This window comes from Allobranchiibius sp. GilTou38 (genome assembly GCF_017565325.1).
Lineage (GTDB): Bacteria > Actinomycetota > Actinomycetes > Actinomycetales > Dermatophilaceae > Allobranchiibius > Allobranchiibius huperziae.
This window is the reverse complement of the sequence record NZ_JAGEKN010000004.1, coordinates 191,519-206,260: the sequence shown is the minus strand read 5'-3', so window position 1 is coordinate 206,260 and position 14,742 is coordinate 191,519. Positions and strand designations below refer to the sequence as shown.

Genomic DNA, 14,742 nt, shown 5'->3' with positions numbered 1-14,742 from the left:
TGCGCCCCGCCGACGCGCCTCCTGCCGTCGGGCTAGGCTGGCGGGCGATGAGTGACAACGACACCGTGGCTGCCCAGGAGCGGGTGAACACCGACGACGGCAATGTCGACGTCTCCACCGAGACCGACGCCGAGCGCGCCGCCCGGTTCGAGCGCGACGCCATGCCCTACCTGGATCAGCTCTACAGCGCGGCGCTGCGCACCACGCGCAACCCGACCGACGCCGAGGACCTGGTGCAGGAGACGTTCGCCAAGGCGTTCGCCGCATTCCACCAGTACAAGCCGGGCACCAACCTCAAAGCCTGGCTGTACCGAATTCTGACGAACAGCTACATCAACAGCTACCGCAAGAAGCAGCGGCAGCCCCTGCAGTCCGACGCGGCCGAGATCGAGGACTATCAGCTGGCGCGCGCCGCGTCGCACAGTTCGGCGGGATTGCGATCGGCGGAGACCGAGGCGCTCGATCACCTTCCGGATTCCGACGTCAAACGTGCGCTGCAGGAGATCCCCGAGGATTTCCGGATGGCCGTCTATCTCGCTGACGTCGAGGGTTTCGCGTACAAAGAGATTGCCGAGATCATGGAGACGCCGATCGGCACGGTAATGTCCAGATTGCACCGTGGCCGGCGAATGCTTCGCGAACTATTGACCGATTACGCCACCGAGCGAGGCTTCATCCGTGAGGAGGCGCGGTCATGAGCGATGGATGCGACGCCTACATCAGCCAGCTCTACACGTATCTCGACGGCGAGCTGAGCGATGCCGAGTGCGCTGAGCTTCAGGCACACCTGGAGGACTGCCCGCCCTGCCTGCAGGAGTACGAGCGCGACGCGATCCTCAAGGCTCTCGTACGCCGGTCGTGCACCTCCGAGCCTGCGCCGGCGACCCTGCGCGCGCAGATCCTCACCCAGATCACCGTCACGGTGACCGAGGTGCGTGTGCACCGCAGCTGAGATCCTCCCTCCCACCCGACGACGAAGGCCCGCATCCCCCTCGGGGGGTGCGGGCCTTCGTCGTTGTGGTCGGTGAAGCGTCAGGCGTTGGGCTTCTTGCCGTGGTTGGCCGACTTGCCCTTGCGGGAACGACGCTTGCGTGCGCGCTTGCTCATGAGGTCCTCCTGCTGACCGGCGGCCTCGGAACGGCTGCGTTGGTCGATCGAATGCGGGTCCTAGAGTATCGCGCCGGCCCCACCGTCCCGACCACACCATCCCGACGGCCGATTCGGGCCTGTTCGGTGTTGACCGTCGAAAGGCTTGGTCAAGGGCCGGTAAATATTGCCAAATCTTGGCAAACCATACCGTTTGAAGGTGGACTTTTTACCCCCTCTTTTGACAAGGTCGTTCTCAACGGGGCAGACCGATGGTCCCGAAGCCGCGAACCTGCGGCATCCATACCACAGCCCGACCGGGCAGACAGAAGGATTCACAATGCTTACTTCCGCCACTTCCGCCTCCGCTGCGTCGTCCTTTCTGGGGTGGAGCCCTCGGGTCGCCATGTCCTACCTCGGTTGGTCACCGCGCTGAACGTGAAGCACTGTCGCCTTGATCGTCGGGCGCTTCTTGTTCCGGCGACGCACTGGATCATCTTCCTAATTTAGGGTCGACTGGAGCTAAGTTGTCGAATGAACGCCCATTGATTTCCAACGGTCAATGGGTGCTGATCGCGTGTTTGATAGTCGCAGCCACCTTGGGAGTCGCGACGTCAGCGTTCCTACCGCTGGGCGTCGTCCGGATCCCCGAGGTGCTCCCTACCGCGTGCCTCGGCGTGATCGGCGTCATCGCCGAATCAAACTTGGGACGTCTGCGTAGTTCGCTGACCTTGTCCCTCACGACCATCGTGGTGGTGACCGCGATGCCACTCACGGGGTTGTTCGGAAGCGTAATAATCGGCGTTTTGAGCACCGCCTTCCTTCTCACGGACGACCCGTTAATATCGCGAGCTTTCAATACAGCGACGATAGTTTTATGCGTGCTCGCCGCAGGGCTAACTTACGATCTCGTCGGCGGGCTGACGCCTCTGAACGGGCAGTCCGGGCCCGGAACTCTCATTGCGCGATGCTTGGTACCGCTGATCGTCGCCACTGCCATGTTGCTGGTAGTGAATGTTGGCTGTTTCAGCGCGATGGTGGCGCTCGCCACTGGCCAATCGTTGTGGGTTACCGCACGCGAAGCGGTGATCAATGCATGGCCCCTGTATCCCATCTATCCGGTGATTGCCTTCGTCTTCGCAGTCCTTTGGGCGTCGGCGGACCTCGGCGCGATCAGCATCCTGCCCATCGTCGCCCCCCTGCTTATCGCCCAGTGGTCCGTGGCGTTACAGGCCGAGGAGGGCGACGCACACCTGAGGACGGTCGAGACCCTGGTCGCGGCCGCGCAGGCCAGTCAGCCGATCCTGCACGGCCGAAGCGCCTGGGTGGACGTGGTGTCTCGGGAGATCGGGCTGGAGCTTCGTCTTTCCGCTTCCCTCATGCACTCCCTGCAGTACGCCGCCCTCCTGCACGACATTGGCCTGGTCGCACCGGCCGCTCACACCCCGGGCGAGCGCCTGACCGGCAAGGAGCTGCGGTGGATCAAGGCCCACCCGCAACAGGGAGTGCGCATGCTGCAGGGCATCGACTTCCTCTCGGACGCCGTCGTCGCCGTAGGGCACCATCACGAACGGTGGGACGGCAACGGTTACCCCTCCGGCCTGGAGGGTGAGCAGATCCCGTTGCTGGCCCGGATCCTCGCCATCGCCGACGCCTACTGTGCACTTCTGGCCGCGGATCCCGACGTGAGCGCGGAGCAGCTCACATCGGTCGCCGAGCGAAGTCTCGACGCGCTGCGCCCGCTCGCCGGTCTGCAGTTCGACGCCGTCGGCCTGGAGGCTCTGGCGCACGCCCAGCCACGGATCGTAGAAGCCCTGAGCGTCCTGATCGCCCGTCAGCCACCGCGACCGATCACCGGGGTGGACCCGCACCTGCCATGGGTGTCGGCCATGTTCGCCTCTGCCCGGGCGGACATATGAGGTTGCGCCAACCCGGTGTCCTGCGGTGGCGATTGCGCTTGGTGTGGGTGATTCTCGCGGGCGTCCTGGTGCTCGCCGCCTTCGTCCGCGTCGTGAGCACGGCCGCGGGCGGTGCCCGGATAGCCGGCTGGGACGCCGCGATCCTGGCCACCCTGACGGTCGCCATCGCCTTCGGGTCGGCGTTGCCGGTGCAGATCGGACGAGCCCGCGCAGTCGCGCCACTCGCGACTGCAGCGTCGGTCGCGCTCGCCCTCGCGTCGAGCCGGCCGCACCAGGCGCCGGTGAGCTACTCGCCCTCCATCGTCATCGTGTGCGCCGCCATCGGATACGCGGCTGGTATCGGTCTGCGACGTATCTGGCAGAGCGACACCAGCCGGTCGGTCGCGGTCGCGGTGCCCGTCGTGACCGTCTCCGCGATGTCGCTGCTCTACCGGTGGTTGCCGCTCTGGGGCGGTCACACCAGTGCGGAGATGTATTCCGATTGGGACTCCCAGCGGTGGAAGGCGGTCTGTGTGATGACCGTCGCCGCGCTGCTCCCGATCCTCGGGGAGCTGCTCATGATCGGCCTCCTGGTCAGCCCGATCCGGACGATCGGCGCATTCCTCGCCGAGACGCTGCGCGACCTGGGTCCGATCTACGGTGCCGCTCTGTCCACCGGTGTCGCGATGGCCATCGGCCTGCAATCACTGTCGCTGTGGGCAGTCCCTCTGGTCGTGATGCCGCTCGTCCTCGCCCGGTCGGCGCTGCGACGCGCGTACAGCGTGCAGCGTGAACGACGCCAGACGATCGCCGCGTTGTCGACGATGACGGACGTCGCGGGATACACCCGCCCCGGTCACTCGGCCCGGGTCGCGGACCTGGCGCGCCGGGTCGGTGAATGCATGCGGTTGACCGAGCAGGAACTGACGCTGCTCGAGGACGCTGCGCTCCTGCACGACATCGGCCAGGTCTCGCTCAGCGCACCGATCCCCGGTGGCGCCACCGTCGAGGCCGCCCCGCTGGACCAGCTGAGCATCGCGCTGGAGGGCGGCTCGATCGTGCGACGCAGCGGAGTGCTGGACGATCTCGCCGTCATCATCGAGGCGCAGACGATCCAGTACCGGCAGGTGCGCGAGTTGGGCGAGGACGTCCCGGTCGCCGCGCGCATCATCAAGGTGTGCAACGCCTTCGACGATCTGACCTCGGGGAACGAGATCATGGAGGACTCGGCGTTCGAGCGACTGTCGCTCGGCCTCGGATACGAGTACGACCCGGCCGTCGTCACCGCGTTGAAGGATCTGTCCGGACGACAGGACGACGTGCGCAGGATCCTGCGCTGAGTACCGACCTCGACGCGTAGGGGTCGTGTCAGGTCGAGGCCTTGGGGGAGCCTCCACCGAGATCGGCGTCGTCGTAGGGCACCGGGTCGTAGGCGGAGACCCGTGGGTCGTCCTCGTCGGCGAAGTAGTCGGCCACGATGGTCTCGTCGGCGCCACGTGGCACGAAGCGCTCGAGGACCACGGTCAGCACGGCCGACACCACGATGTTGATGATCAACGCCGTGAACGCGATGTAGCCGAGCTTGCCGATGATCGGGATGTCGGCCGTCGAACCGCCGAAGTGCGCCACCTTGGTGGCCGGGTTCGCGACGCCATACGCGGTCCACGTGCCGTAGACCATGGCGACCGCCCAGCCGATCAGCAGGGCCCAGCGGTGGAACCAGCGGGTGTAGAGGCCGAACACGATGGCCGGGAACGTCTGCAGGATCCAGATGCCGCCGAGCAGCTGCAGGTTGATGGCGTTCTGCTTGTCCATCGTGAGGACGAAGCCGACCGCGAAGACCTTGACCACCAGTGAGGCGATCTTGGAGACCTTCGCCTCGTGCTCCACGGTGGCGTCCGGGCGCAGCCATTCCTTGTAGATGTTGCGGGTGAAGGTGTTGGCCGCCGCGATCGACATGATGGCCGCGGGCACCAGTGCGCCGACGGCGATGGCCGCGAAGGCGATGCCGGCGAACCAGCTCGGGAACTGGTCCTCGAACAGCTGCGGGATGACCAGCTGGGCGTTCGGCTTGCCGTCAGCGCCGATCGGGGTGGTCTTGGCCGCGATGGCGACCCAGCCGAGCAGCGCGAGCAGTGCCAGCAGGAAGGAGTACGCCGGCAGGATCGCCGCGTTGCGCCGGATGGTGTTCCGGCTCTTGGCCGACAGGCTCGCGGTGATGGAGTGGGGATACATGAAGAGCGCGAGCGCCGATCCGAATGCCAGTGTCACGTAGGCCCATTGCTGCTTGGGCCCGACCAGGATCGAGCCGTTCGGCTTGCCGGTGACCTTGTTCGCGGTCTGCATCTTGGTGTTCGCGGCGTCGAAGATGTGCCCCCAGCCGCCGACCTTGGTGGGCAGATAGATGACGGCGACGACGATGACCAGGTAGATCAGCGCGTCCTTGACGAAGGCGATGATCGCCGGCGCTCGCAGACCGCTGGTGTAGGTGTACGCCGCGAGGACCGCGAAGGCGATCAGCAACGGCAGGTCCTTGGCGAACCAGTTGCCGCTGCCGCCGATCCCGGCCACTTCCAGGACGGCCTGGATGCCGACGAGCTGCAGGGCGATGTAGGGCATCGTCGCGATGAAACCGGTCACCGCGATGGCGAGCGACAGTCCGCGCGATCCGTAGCGACCACGGACGAAGTCGGCCGAGGTGACGTAACCGCGTCGGTGGCTGACTGACCACAGCCGCGACATGAAGAAGAAGATGATCGGGTAGGCCACGATCGTGTACGGGACGGCGAAGAAACCGGCCACCGCGCCGGTCGCGAACATCGCTGCGGGCACCGCCACGAACGTGTAGGCCGTGTAGAGGTCTCCGCCGAGCAGGAACCAGGTGACCCAGGTGCCGAACGAGCGGCCGCCGAGGCCCCACTCCTCCAGGCTCTCCATCGAGGACGCGCGCCTCCAGCGCGCTGCCATGAAACCCATCACGGCGACGATCACGAAGATCACGATCAGCACCGTGAGGGCGACGCCGTTGACACCGGTGTTGGGGCGCGACGGGTCGGCGGCGGCGTGCACCACGGCGAGGGTGTGCGGCGTGATCATGCGTCACCCCGCTCGTTGCGGGCCATCGGACGGTGCGGTCGCGCGCGTTTCACGACGACGTACGCGGAGTAGGTGAATCCTGCGCAGAGGAAGACCCACAGCATCTGGTACCAGATGAAGAACGGGAACCCGCCGAGCTCGGGGGAGCGTCGGGAGTACCAGCCGACCGGGATGAGGGCCAGGCACGGGATCGCCAACAGCACACCCGCCAACACCTGCAAGGGGCGATTGGCTGGAGGTGCACCATCCTGCGAATCCGGTTGGTGGGACATGGGAGACCTCCTGTCGCCGCGCACGACGGACCTGGTCCCGTCGGCTCTGCCCCGCAAACTATCGCGTGACCCGGGTCACACTGTGGTGCGGCTGGGCGTGTCCTGGGTCCGGGCCGGGACGGCGCGGCTGCCCCGGAGCGTCGCGAGGTCGGTCTCGCAGCGGCGCTCCAGCTCGGCCAGTTCGGCGAGGGAGTCCTCGATGTCGCGACGACGCGCCTCCAGATCGGCCCGTCGGTCGCTGATCTGGTCGAGCAGGTACTGCAGCTGGCCGACGCGACCCGGCTGATCGTCGTACATATCGACGATCCTGCGGATCTCCTCCAGTGGGAAGCCGAGGCGTCGTCCCCGCATGATGAGGGCCAAGCGGGTGCGGTCGCGCTTGCTGAAGACCCTTGTGGTGCCCCGGCGTTCGGGGGAGATCAGGCCGAGCTCCTCGTAGTGCCGCAGCGTCCGGTGGGTGATCTCGAATTCCGTCGCGAGCTCGGCGATCGACCACGTGCGCTCACGAGTTGTCATAGCGCTCAGCGTGCTTTACGTTTACGTCAACGTCAAGCGCGTCGACGACCAGGCTCGACGCGCCGAACGCCCTTCACGAGAGGCACCTGATGTTCGAGCTCACCAAGGACCACGACGACTTCCGCCACGCCGTCCGTGACTTCGCGGCCGACAAGATCGCGCCGCACGTCGCCGGATGGGATCGTGAACACCACTTCCCGTCCGATCTCATGCCCCAACTGGGCGACCTCGGGCTGTTCGGTCTGGTCGTCCCCCAGGAGTACGGCGGCGCCGGGCTCGAGCACGGCGGCTTCACCTATCTGTGCCTCGCCATCGAGGAACTGGGCCGGGTGGACCAGTCGATCGGCATCACGCTGTCGGCGGGGGTGGGCCTCGGCATCAACCCGATCCTGAGCTACGGCACGGAGGAACAGAAGCAGAGCTTCCTACCCGACCTGGTCGCCGGTCGTACGCTGGCCGGCTTCGGTCTGACCGAGCCGGACGCCGGCTCCGATGCGGGCGCGAGCCGTACGAAGGCGACGCTGGCCGACGGGTCCTGGACGATCAACGGCGCCAAGGCGTTCATCACCAACTCGGGCACCGACCGCACCAGCGTCGTCACCGTCACCGCCCGCACCGGCACGGCCGCGGACGGGCGACCGGAGATCAGCGCGATCATGGTGCCGTCCGGCACTCCCGGGTTCACCGCGGAGAAGCCCTACGACAAGCTCGGCTGGCACATCTCCGACACCCACGGGCTGACCTTCGCCGACTGTGTCGTCCCGGAGGGCAACCTGCTGGGGGAGCGGGGACAGGGTTTCCGTCAGTTCCTGAAGATCCTGGACGACGGCCGGATCGCCATCTCCGCGCTGGCCCTCGGCTGCGCGCAGGCGTGCCTGGAGCTGGCGACGGACTACGCCAAGACGCGCACCAGCTTCGGCCGCCCGATCGGGGTCAACCAGGGCGTGTCCTTCCAGCTCGCCGATCTGGCGACCTCGGTGGAGGCGGCCCGTCTGCTGACCTACAAGGCGGCCTGGCTGAAGGACGAGCAGGAGGCCGGACGCCGGTCCGTCGCCGAGGTGAAGCAGGCAGCGGCCATCGCCAAGCTCTACTCCACCGAGGCCGCAGTGGTGGCCACCCGCACCGCCACCCAGATCTTCGGCGGAAACGGCTTCATGGAGGAGTACCCCGTCGCGCGGTTCTACCGCGACGCGAAGATCCTGGAGATCGGCGAGGGCACCTCCGAGGTGCAGCGCATGGTCATCGCCCGCGGCCTGGGTCTGCCGGCGTGACGCACCCCACCGACCCGCGCGTCCAGGACGCCCGGAAGCGGCTGCGGGCGGCGTACGACGCAGCGGCGGAGCCCAGCGAGGCGGCGCGCGCGAAGCTGGAGGGTCAGTCGAAACTGTATGTACGCGAGCGCATCGCGCTGCTGTTCGACGAGGGCTCGTTCGTCGAGGACGGGCGTTACGCGAACTCGACCGCGGCGGGCCTGCCCGCCGACGGCGTGGTCACCGGGCGGGGGACCGTCGACGGGCGCGCCGCCATCGTGGTGGCCAACGATCCGACCGTGAAGGCCGGTTCGTGGGGTGCCCGGACGGTGGAGAAGATCGTGCGGGCCACCGAGGCGGCGCTGCGGGAGGAGCTGCCGATCTTCTGGTTCGTCGACTCCGCCGGTGCGCGGATCACCGATCAGGTGCAGCTGTTCCCGGGCCGGCGCGGTGCCGGACGGATCTTCCACAACCAGGTGGCCCTGTCCGGCCGGGTGCCGCAGATCTGCTGCCTTTTCGGGCCGTCCGCCGCCGGCGGCGCGTACATCCCGAGCTTCACCGACGTGCTGATCATGGTCGAGGGCAATGCCTCGATGTACCTGGGCAGCCCGCGGATGGCCGAGATGGTCGTCGGGGAACGGGTGTCGCTGGAGGAGATGGGCGGCGCGCGGATGCACTGCACCGTCAGCGGAGTCGGCGACCTGCTGGTCGAGGACGACACGGAGGCCATCGAGCTGGCGAAGCTCTACTTCTCCTACATGCCGTCGACCTGGCGCGATGAGCCGCCGGCGTACGCCGCGGAAGCCCCTGTCGCGCAACTGGACTCCGACACCGTGCCGGAGGTCGAGAGCCAGCCGTTCGATGTGCACGACGTCATCGACGGGCTGGTGGACGAGGACTCCTTCTTCGAGATCAAGCCGCTCTTCGCGCCCGAGCTCGTCGTCGGGTTCGGGCGGATGGACGGGCGCACCGTCGGGTTCGTCGCCAACAACTCGGCGGTGAAGGGCGGGGTGCTCTTCACCGACAGCGCCGACAAGGCCTCTCGCTTCATCTGGACGTGCGACGCGTACTCGATCCCGCTGATCTACCTGGCCGACGTGCCGGGTTTCATGATCGGCTCGGAGGTCGAGCGCGGCGGCATCATCCGGCACGGCGCCAAGATGGTCTCCGCGGTGTCCGAGGCGACGGTGCCGCAGTTCTGCGTCGTGGTCCGCAAGGCGTACGGCGCGGGCCTCTACGCGATGGGCGGCCCGGGCTTCGGACCCGACGCCACCCTCGCGCTGCCGACCGCACGCATCGCGGTGATGGGCCCGGAGGCCGCGGTCAACGCTGTGTACGCCGGCAAAATCGCCGCGCTCGAAACCGATTCCGAGCGTGAGCAGTTCGTGCGCGAGAAGCGCGAGGAGTACCTCGAGGACGTCGACATCCAGCGTCTCGCGGCGGATCTCGTCGTGGACGGCGTGGTGGAGGCAGAGGACCTGCGCGGTGAGCTGCTCGCCCGCCTGCGCTACGCCGTCCGCCGGGACCGTTCGTTCACCGAGCGGCGGCGGGCCATCCCGCCGGTCTGACCCGCTTCAGCCGAGCCGGCCCGTTCAGGCGGGTTGCTCGGCGCCGGCCCCCGCTCCGACCAGGGTCGTCTTCGAGGTGCCGAAGCTGATCCCCTTGCGTTCCGAGCCGATCAGCGTCAGCAGGATCACCGCGATCAGGACGGGCACGATCGTCACGGACAGCGCGAACGCGTAGCCGTGGGAGGACGCCAGGGACTGCTGGATCGGCAGGTTGAACGCCGCCAGGCAGTTGCCGAGCTGATAGGTGACGCCCGGGTAGAACCCGCGGATCTCGTCCGGCGACAACTCGGTCAGGTGCGCCGGGATCACGCCCCACGCCCCCTGCACCATCACCTGCATCAGGAACGAGCCCAGGATGATCAGGCCGAGGCTGGTGGAGTAGGCGAAGAGCGGCACGACGGGCAGCCCGAGGACGGCGCACGCGATGATCAGCACCTTGCGCCCGTAGCGCTCCGACAGCATCCCGGCGATCGCACCGCCGGCGATGGCGCCGATGTTGTAGATGACCGCGATCCAGGTCGCCGCGCTCTTGCTGAAGCCCAGGCCACCGTCGTTGCTGGCCTTGAGGAACGTCGGGTAGAGGTCCTGGGTGCCGTGGCTCATCCAGTTGAACGCCGTCATGAGCAGCACCAGGAAGACGAACCGCTTCCAGATGGTCGGGTTGGCGAAGATCTGCCGCGCCGAGGTGTTGGTCTGCTTGACGCGCTTCTGCGCGGTCTCCCACACCTCCGACTCATGCACCCGCGAACGGATGATGAGGCTGATGGCCGCCGGGATGATGGACAGCGCGAACATCCAGCGCCAGGACAGATCCAGCCAGCCGGTGACCACGAGCGCGGCGAGCGCGGCGAAGAGGTAGCCCATCGAGTAGCCGCCCTGCAGCAGGCCGGAGAAGAAGCCGCGTCGTTCGGCCGGGATCTTCTCCATCGCCAGCGCGGCGCCGAGACCCCATTCGCCGCCCATGCCGATGCCGTAGAGCATACGCAGGCCGATCAGCAGCCAGAAGGCGTTGTTCGGGACGAAGGCACACGCGAACCCGACGACGGAGTAGAAGACGACGTCCACGATCAGCGGCAGGCGACGTCCCGAGCGGTCGGCCCACAGCCCGAAGAGGAACGCCCCGACCGGGCGCATGACCAGCGTCATCGTCGTGATGAACGCCATCTCACCGAGGGTCTTGTGGAAGTCCTTGGCGATGTCCGCGTAGATGAGCACGACGATGAAGTAGTCGAAGGCGTCCATCGCCCATCCGAGATACGCGGCAGCGAACGAACTGCGTTGATCTGAGGTGAGTCTCACCTTGGTCGGTGCGGTTGCTGCGTCGGACATCCGTGGCTCCTTAGAACATCGGTTGTCTGTGCACCGTACTCATCGCAGTGGCGTACGTCTCACCCGTGCGGTGCGCTCCAGAGTTCGTGCCAGGCCACGTCCAGCTGCGCGAGCATCTCGCGCAACGTGGTGAGACTGACGCCGACCACGTTGTGGAAGTCGCCCTCGATCCCCGTCACGTACGCGCCGCCGAGCCCGTCGACCGTGAATCCACCTGCGACAGAGAGGGGTTCGCCAGTGGCGACGTACGCGTCGATCTCTGCGTCGCTGAGGTCGGCGAAATGGACGACGGTCGAGCAGGTCACGCCGAACGTCGCGCCGGTGGAATCCTCGCGTTCGTCGATGAGCCAGTGACCGGTGTGCAGGACACCCTCCCGTCCGCGCATCGCCCGCCAGCGCTCGGTGGCGGTGTCGGCGTCGCCGGGCTTGCCGTAGTCGCGGCCGTCCATCTCGAGCACCGAATCGCAGCCCAGCACAACGCAGTCCGCGAGGTCGTCGCGGCTGCTCACGTCCTCGCACTTGGCCCTGGCGAGCAGCAGGGCCACGTCGGCCGGCTCCAGATCGCCGTACGCCGCACGTGCCGTCGCCACGACAGCCGGCTCATCGACAGCGGACACCACCACCTGTGGTTCGACACCGGCCGAGCGCAGGGTGGCGAGGCGGGCGGGAGAGGCCGAGGCCAGCACGAGACGCACCCCGCGACCCTACCCACCCGCCGACAGCTAACTGACGCCGCGAGTGGTCGGCACGGCATGGTGTCGACCATGGATGACTATGCATCCCCGACCATTCGCGGGGTCGCGGCGGGGGGTCACATCAGGAGGTCGCGCATCCGCCGCTTCAGGTCGGCTTCGCCGACGCCCAGGTCGCGGTGCGTGATGACCAGGACCCGATATCCGGCGTCCTCCAACTGAGCCACGCGGACAAGGTCCCTGCGCCACGAGCTCTGGTGCATTTCGCCGTAGTACTCCGCGATGACCCGCTGCCGCCGCCACAGGAAGTCCACCGTGGCGATCCACCCTCCCCGCTCGACGATGCGCACGTTCAGCTCAGGCTCGGGTAGGCCCCAGGAGCAGAACCGGAGCCGGGCGGTCGTCTCCATGGGTGAGGCGCTTGCGCTGCGCACCTGGTGTAGGGCCGCGCGGATCGCGAGCCGTCCCCGGCCCGACGGGTGGGCTGCCGAATGGGTTCTCAGCTGCTCAAGGCTGACGAGTCCACGGTGCAGGAGGTCATCACCGGCGATGACGAGCTCGGTCACACCGAGATACTGACCCAGGTCGCACCAAGTGGCCGCCGCGGTCACGACTTGCAGGCGGTGGTGGGTCGCGCGCGGTCGGTCTGCCCGATGGGAGATGACGCCTGGCCGGCGTACGCGATTGCTGCCGCGGGGCAGCGTCACGTGCAGATCGGCAGCCGATCCGGCGGGGAGGGGGACGTCGAGGAGTGCCGCGCAGGTCTGATGGCTGAGGGCCGCCGTGGCGGGAAGGACGGTCAGCAGCGCCGCTGCCCTGTCCTCCAGACGGGAGTCGTCCCGCAGGCTTCGAACGCCACGGAACGGCTGATGGAGGTCGGTCGCCCGCAGCCGGTTCCGGGTCACCCCCGCGTCGTACGCCTCGGACGTTGTGAACACCGTCGGGAGCTGGGGAGGGAGGTCGGCACGCCGCATTGCCCTACCGTCGCAAGCTCGGTCGCCGTGACCACGGGGCTCAGGGATCAGTTGTGGACACCCCCCGTAGACGAGGGGCGATGTGGACAACCGAGTGGTCCTCCCGGCACGGTCGGAGGCCTCCGTCACCGTGCCGGGGCGACCACTCGACCGACAGGGGTCAGCCGAGGCGCTTGTCGACGTAGCACCAGCGCCAGCCCTCGCCGGGCTCGAACGAGCGCATCACCGGATGCCCGGTGTTATGGAAATGGCGATCGGCGTGCAATCCGACCGATGAGTCGCAACAGCCGACGTTGCCGCACGTGAGGCACAGGCGCAGGTGCACCGGCACGGTGCCCTCCCGGGCGCAGTCCGGGCATCCCTCGGGGGTCAACGGATCGACCGCGACGGGTGCCGCTTCCAGGTGGTCGCACTCGAAGGTGCGCGATTCGGGGGTGAGCAGCAACTCCCGGCGCACCTGCTGGGTACGGTCCTCCACCACCGCGATGGTCGACTCCTCGACGTCCAGGTAGCGCATCGCCTCGTCGAGCACCTCGTGGTCCATCACGCCCTTGTCCCTCATGTGCAGCACCTTGGCGCGTTCGGACTGCAGCATCTGCATCCGCAGCCGGCGGTAGGTCTGCGTCGGCGTCTCCACCTGCAACCCGCCGCCGAGTCGCTCCCACACCAGGTTCGCCCGCCGGTCACCCTGCTGCCGCAACTGCCGGACGATCTCCTCGGGCAGGTCGTCCTCCTCCTGCATGATCTCGCCGAGGCGGGACCTGCCCGCGGTCACCGCCGCCTGCACCAGTTGCGCCTGCTGCAGTGCGTCCTCGCGTGGATCCGGAGCGTGCAGGCCGAGCCGACCCGCGACCCAGCCGAGCGAGAACCCCTGCAGCAGAAGGGTGCCCACGGTCACGACGAGGGCGATGAAGATGATGGCGTCGCGCTCAGGGGTGTTCTCGGGTAGCAGGAACGCCGCGGCGATCGTCACCACCCCGCGCATGCCGGCCCACGACGCGACCAGCGCCTCCCGCCGGGTCAGCTGCGGCTGCTCGAAGTCGATGAAGCGGTTGACGAACTGCCAGATCGCCAGGTAGATCGGGCGCAGCGCGATCACGGTGACCAGCACGACGAGGCTGATCAGCACCACCTTGGTCGCACCGAGGCGGGAGTTGGTGATGCCGTCGATGATCGAGTACACCTGCAGGCCGATCAGCAGGAAGACCGTGTTCTCCAGCATGAAGGTGATGGAGGCCCAGTTCGTCCGCTCCGACACCCGCGACTGGGCGGTCTGGATCAGCGGCGCTTCGTGGGCGAGCAGCAGGCCCGCGATCACGACGGCGACGACACCGGACGCGTCGATCCTCTCCGCGGGCAGATAGGCGACCCACGGGGTGAGGAACGAGAGCGCGACGCTGGTGATCGTGTCCTGGATGTGCTTGCGGACCTCGGCGATGACCCGATAGGCGACGTAGCCGATCAGCACGCCGCCGACGGCGGCAACGATGACATCCCACGTCACGCCGTACCAGGTCAGCGTCGCGCCGCCGATGAGCACCTTGGCGATGTTGACCGTGCTCAGTGCGGTGGCGTCGTTCAGCAGCGACTCGCCCTCGAGGATGAGCACGACCCGCCGCGGCAGGCCGATCCGCCGGGCGATCGCCGTCGCCGCGACGGCGTCCGGGGGCGCCACGATCGCGCCGAGCGCCAGCGCGGCGGCGAACGGCACGTCCAGCAGCTTCCAGGCGATGAGGGCGACACCGAACGCGGTGAAGAGCACCAGCAGGATCGACAACCCCAGGATCTGGCGCTTGTCCCGGCCGATGTCGACCAGCGAGGTGCTCGACGCGGCCGCGAACAGCAGCGGCGGCAGGAATCCGAAGAGGATCAGATCCGGGTCGATGTGGATCGGGTCGACGCCGGGCAGGAGCGAGTACGCCGCGCCCACTGCCACCAGCAGCAGCGGAGCCGACGTGCCGATCCGGCGGGCGACGGTGGCGACCACCACGACGGTGATCGCCACGAAGAAGACGGCGAAGGCGACATGCACCCCGTAAGTCTGTCAGGGGCGCGGTAGCG

The 14,742-nt window shown here is 67.7% G+C and carries 13 protein-coding genes; 6 read left to right on the top strand and 7 right to left on the bottom strand.

Features of this window, described 5'->3' with window-relative positions; genetic code table 11:
* The first annotated feature begins 47 nt into the window (after positions 1 to 47).
* From JOB34_RS02820 to JOB34_RS18005, 4 genes are all read left to right on the top strand, one after another.
* Positions 48 to 698, top strand: coding sequence for a sigma-70 family RNA polymerase sigma factor (locus tag JOB34_RS02820; RefSeq protein WP_179479444.1), 651 nt, complete (start codon positions 48 to 50; stop codon positions 696 to 698).
* The gene (gene rsrA / locus JOB34_RS02815) at positions 695 to 952 is read left to right on the top strand and encodes a mycothiol system anti-sigma-R factor (RefSeq protein WP_208051293.1); all 258 of its coding nucleotides are present in this window, start codon (positions 695 to 697) and stop codon (positions 950 to 952) included. Before JOB34_RS02820 ends, rsrA begins: the two co-directional genes overlap by 4 nt.
* A gap of 661 nt (positions 953 to 1,613) precedes the next feature.
* On the top strand, positions 1,614 to 3,005 hold the full coding sequence (locus JOB34_RS17805; RefSeq protein WP_208051292.1) for an HD domain-containing phosphohydrolase: 1,392 nt from the start codon (positions 1,614 to 1,616) through the stop codon (positions 3,003 to 3,005).
* 47 nt (positions 3,006 to 3,052) lie between these two features.
* Complete coding sequence (locus JOB34_RS18005; protein ID WP_208051291.1) at positions 3,053 to 4,324, top strand: HD domain-containing protein; 1,272 nt, start codon at positions 3,053 to 3,055, stop codon at positions 4,322 to 4,324.
* 28 nt (positions 4,325 to 4,352) lie between these two features.
* Here JOB34_RS18005 and JOB34_RS02800 read toward each other — a convergent pair whose 3' ends face one another.
* The 3 genes from JOB34_RS02800 to JOB34_RS02790 all read right to left on the bottom strand — a co-directional run bounded on the left by JOB34_RS02800 (position 4,353) and on the right by JOB34_RS02790 (position 6,868).
* Positions 4,353 to 6,080 (bottom strand): sodium:solute symporter family protein, encoded by a 1,728-nt coding sequence (locus JOB34_RS02800; RefSeq protein ID WP_208051290.1) that lies wholly within the window; start codon positions 6,078 to 6,080, stop codon positions 4,353 to 4,355.
* On the bottom strand, positions 6,077 to 6,277 hold the full coding sequence (locus JOB34_RS02795; RefSeq protein WP_208051289.1) for a DUF3311 domain-containing protein: 201 nt from the start codon (positions 6,275 to 6,277) through the stop codon (positions 6,077 to 6,079). The genes JOB34_RS02800 and JOB34_RS02795 overlap by 4 nt, the downstream gene beginning before the upstream one ends.
* A 150-nt stretch (positions 6,278 to 6,427) precedes the next feature.
* Complete coding sequence (locus tag JOB34_RS02790) at positions 6,428 to 6,868, bottom strand: MerR family DNA-binding transcriptional regulator (protein ID WP_208051288.1); 441 nt, start codon at positions 6,866 to 6,868, stop codon at positions 6,428 to 6,430.
* 89 nt (positions 6,869 to 6,957) lie between these two features.
* On the opposite strand from JOB34_RS02790, the gene JOB34_RS02785 reads away from it, so the two are divergent.
* The gene (locus JOB34_RS02785; RefSeq protein WP_208051287.1) at positions 6,958 to 8,139 is read left to right on the top strand and encodes an acyl-CoA dehydrogenase family protein; all 1,182 of its coding nucleotides are present in this window, start codon (positions 6,958 to 6,960) and stop codon (positions 8,137 to 8,139) included.
* Positions 8,136 to 9,686: an acyl-CoA carboxylase subunit beta gene (locus JOB34_RS02780; RefSeq protein ID WP_208051286.1), complete on the top strand. Its 1,551-nt coding sequence runs from the start codon at positions 8,136 to 8,138 to the stop codon at positions 9,684 to 9,686. Before JOB34_RS02785 ends, JOB34_RS02780 begins: the two co-directional genes overlap by 4 nt.
* A 24-nt stretch (positions 9,687 to 9,710) precedes the next feature.
* Here the strand turns inward: JOB34_RS02780 and JOB34_RS02775 are convergent, their stop codons facing one another.
* The 4 genes from JOB34_RS02775 to JOB34_RS02760 form a co-directional block, all read right to left on the bottom strand.
* On the bottom strand, positions 9,711 to 11,015 hold the full coding sequence (locus JOB34_RS02775) for an MFS transporter (protein WP_208051285.1): 1,305 nt from the start codon (positions 11,013 to 11,015) through the stop codon (positions 9,711 to 9,713).
* A 59-nt stretch (positions 11,016 to 11,074) separates the two neighbouring features.
* Complete coding sequence (locus JOB34_RS02770) at positions 11,075 to 11,710, bottom strand: Maf family protein (protein WP_208051284.1); 636 nt, start codon at positions 11,708 to 11,710, stop codon at positions 11,075 to 11,077.
* A 116-nt stretch (positions 11,711 to 11,826) separates the two neighbouring features.
* Complete coding sequence (locus JOB34_RS18000; protein ID WP_208051283.1) at positions 11,827 to 12,645, bottom strand: DUF559 domain-containing protein; 819 nt, start codon at positions 12,643 to 12,645, stop codon at positions 11,827 to 11,829.
* A gap of 196 nt (positions 12,646 to 12,841) precedes the next feature.
* Positions 12,842 to 14,713: a Na+/H+ antiporter gene (locus tag JOB34_RS02760; protein WP_208051282.1), complete on the bottom strand. Its 1,872-nt coding sequence runs from the start codon at positions 14,711 to 14,713 to the stop codon at positions 12,842 to 12,844.
* Positions 14,714 to 14,742 lie beyond the last annotated feature (29 nt).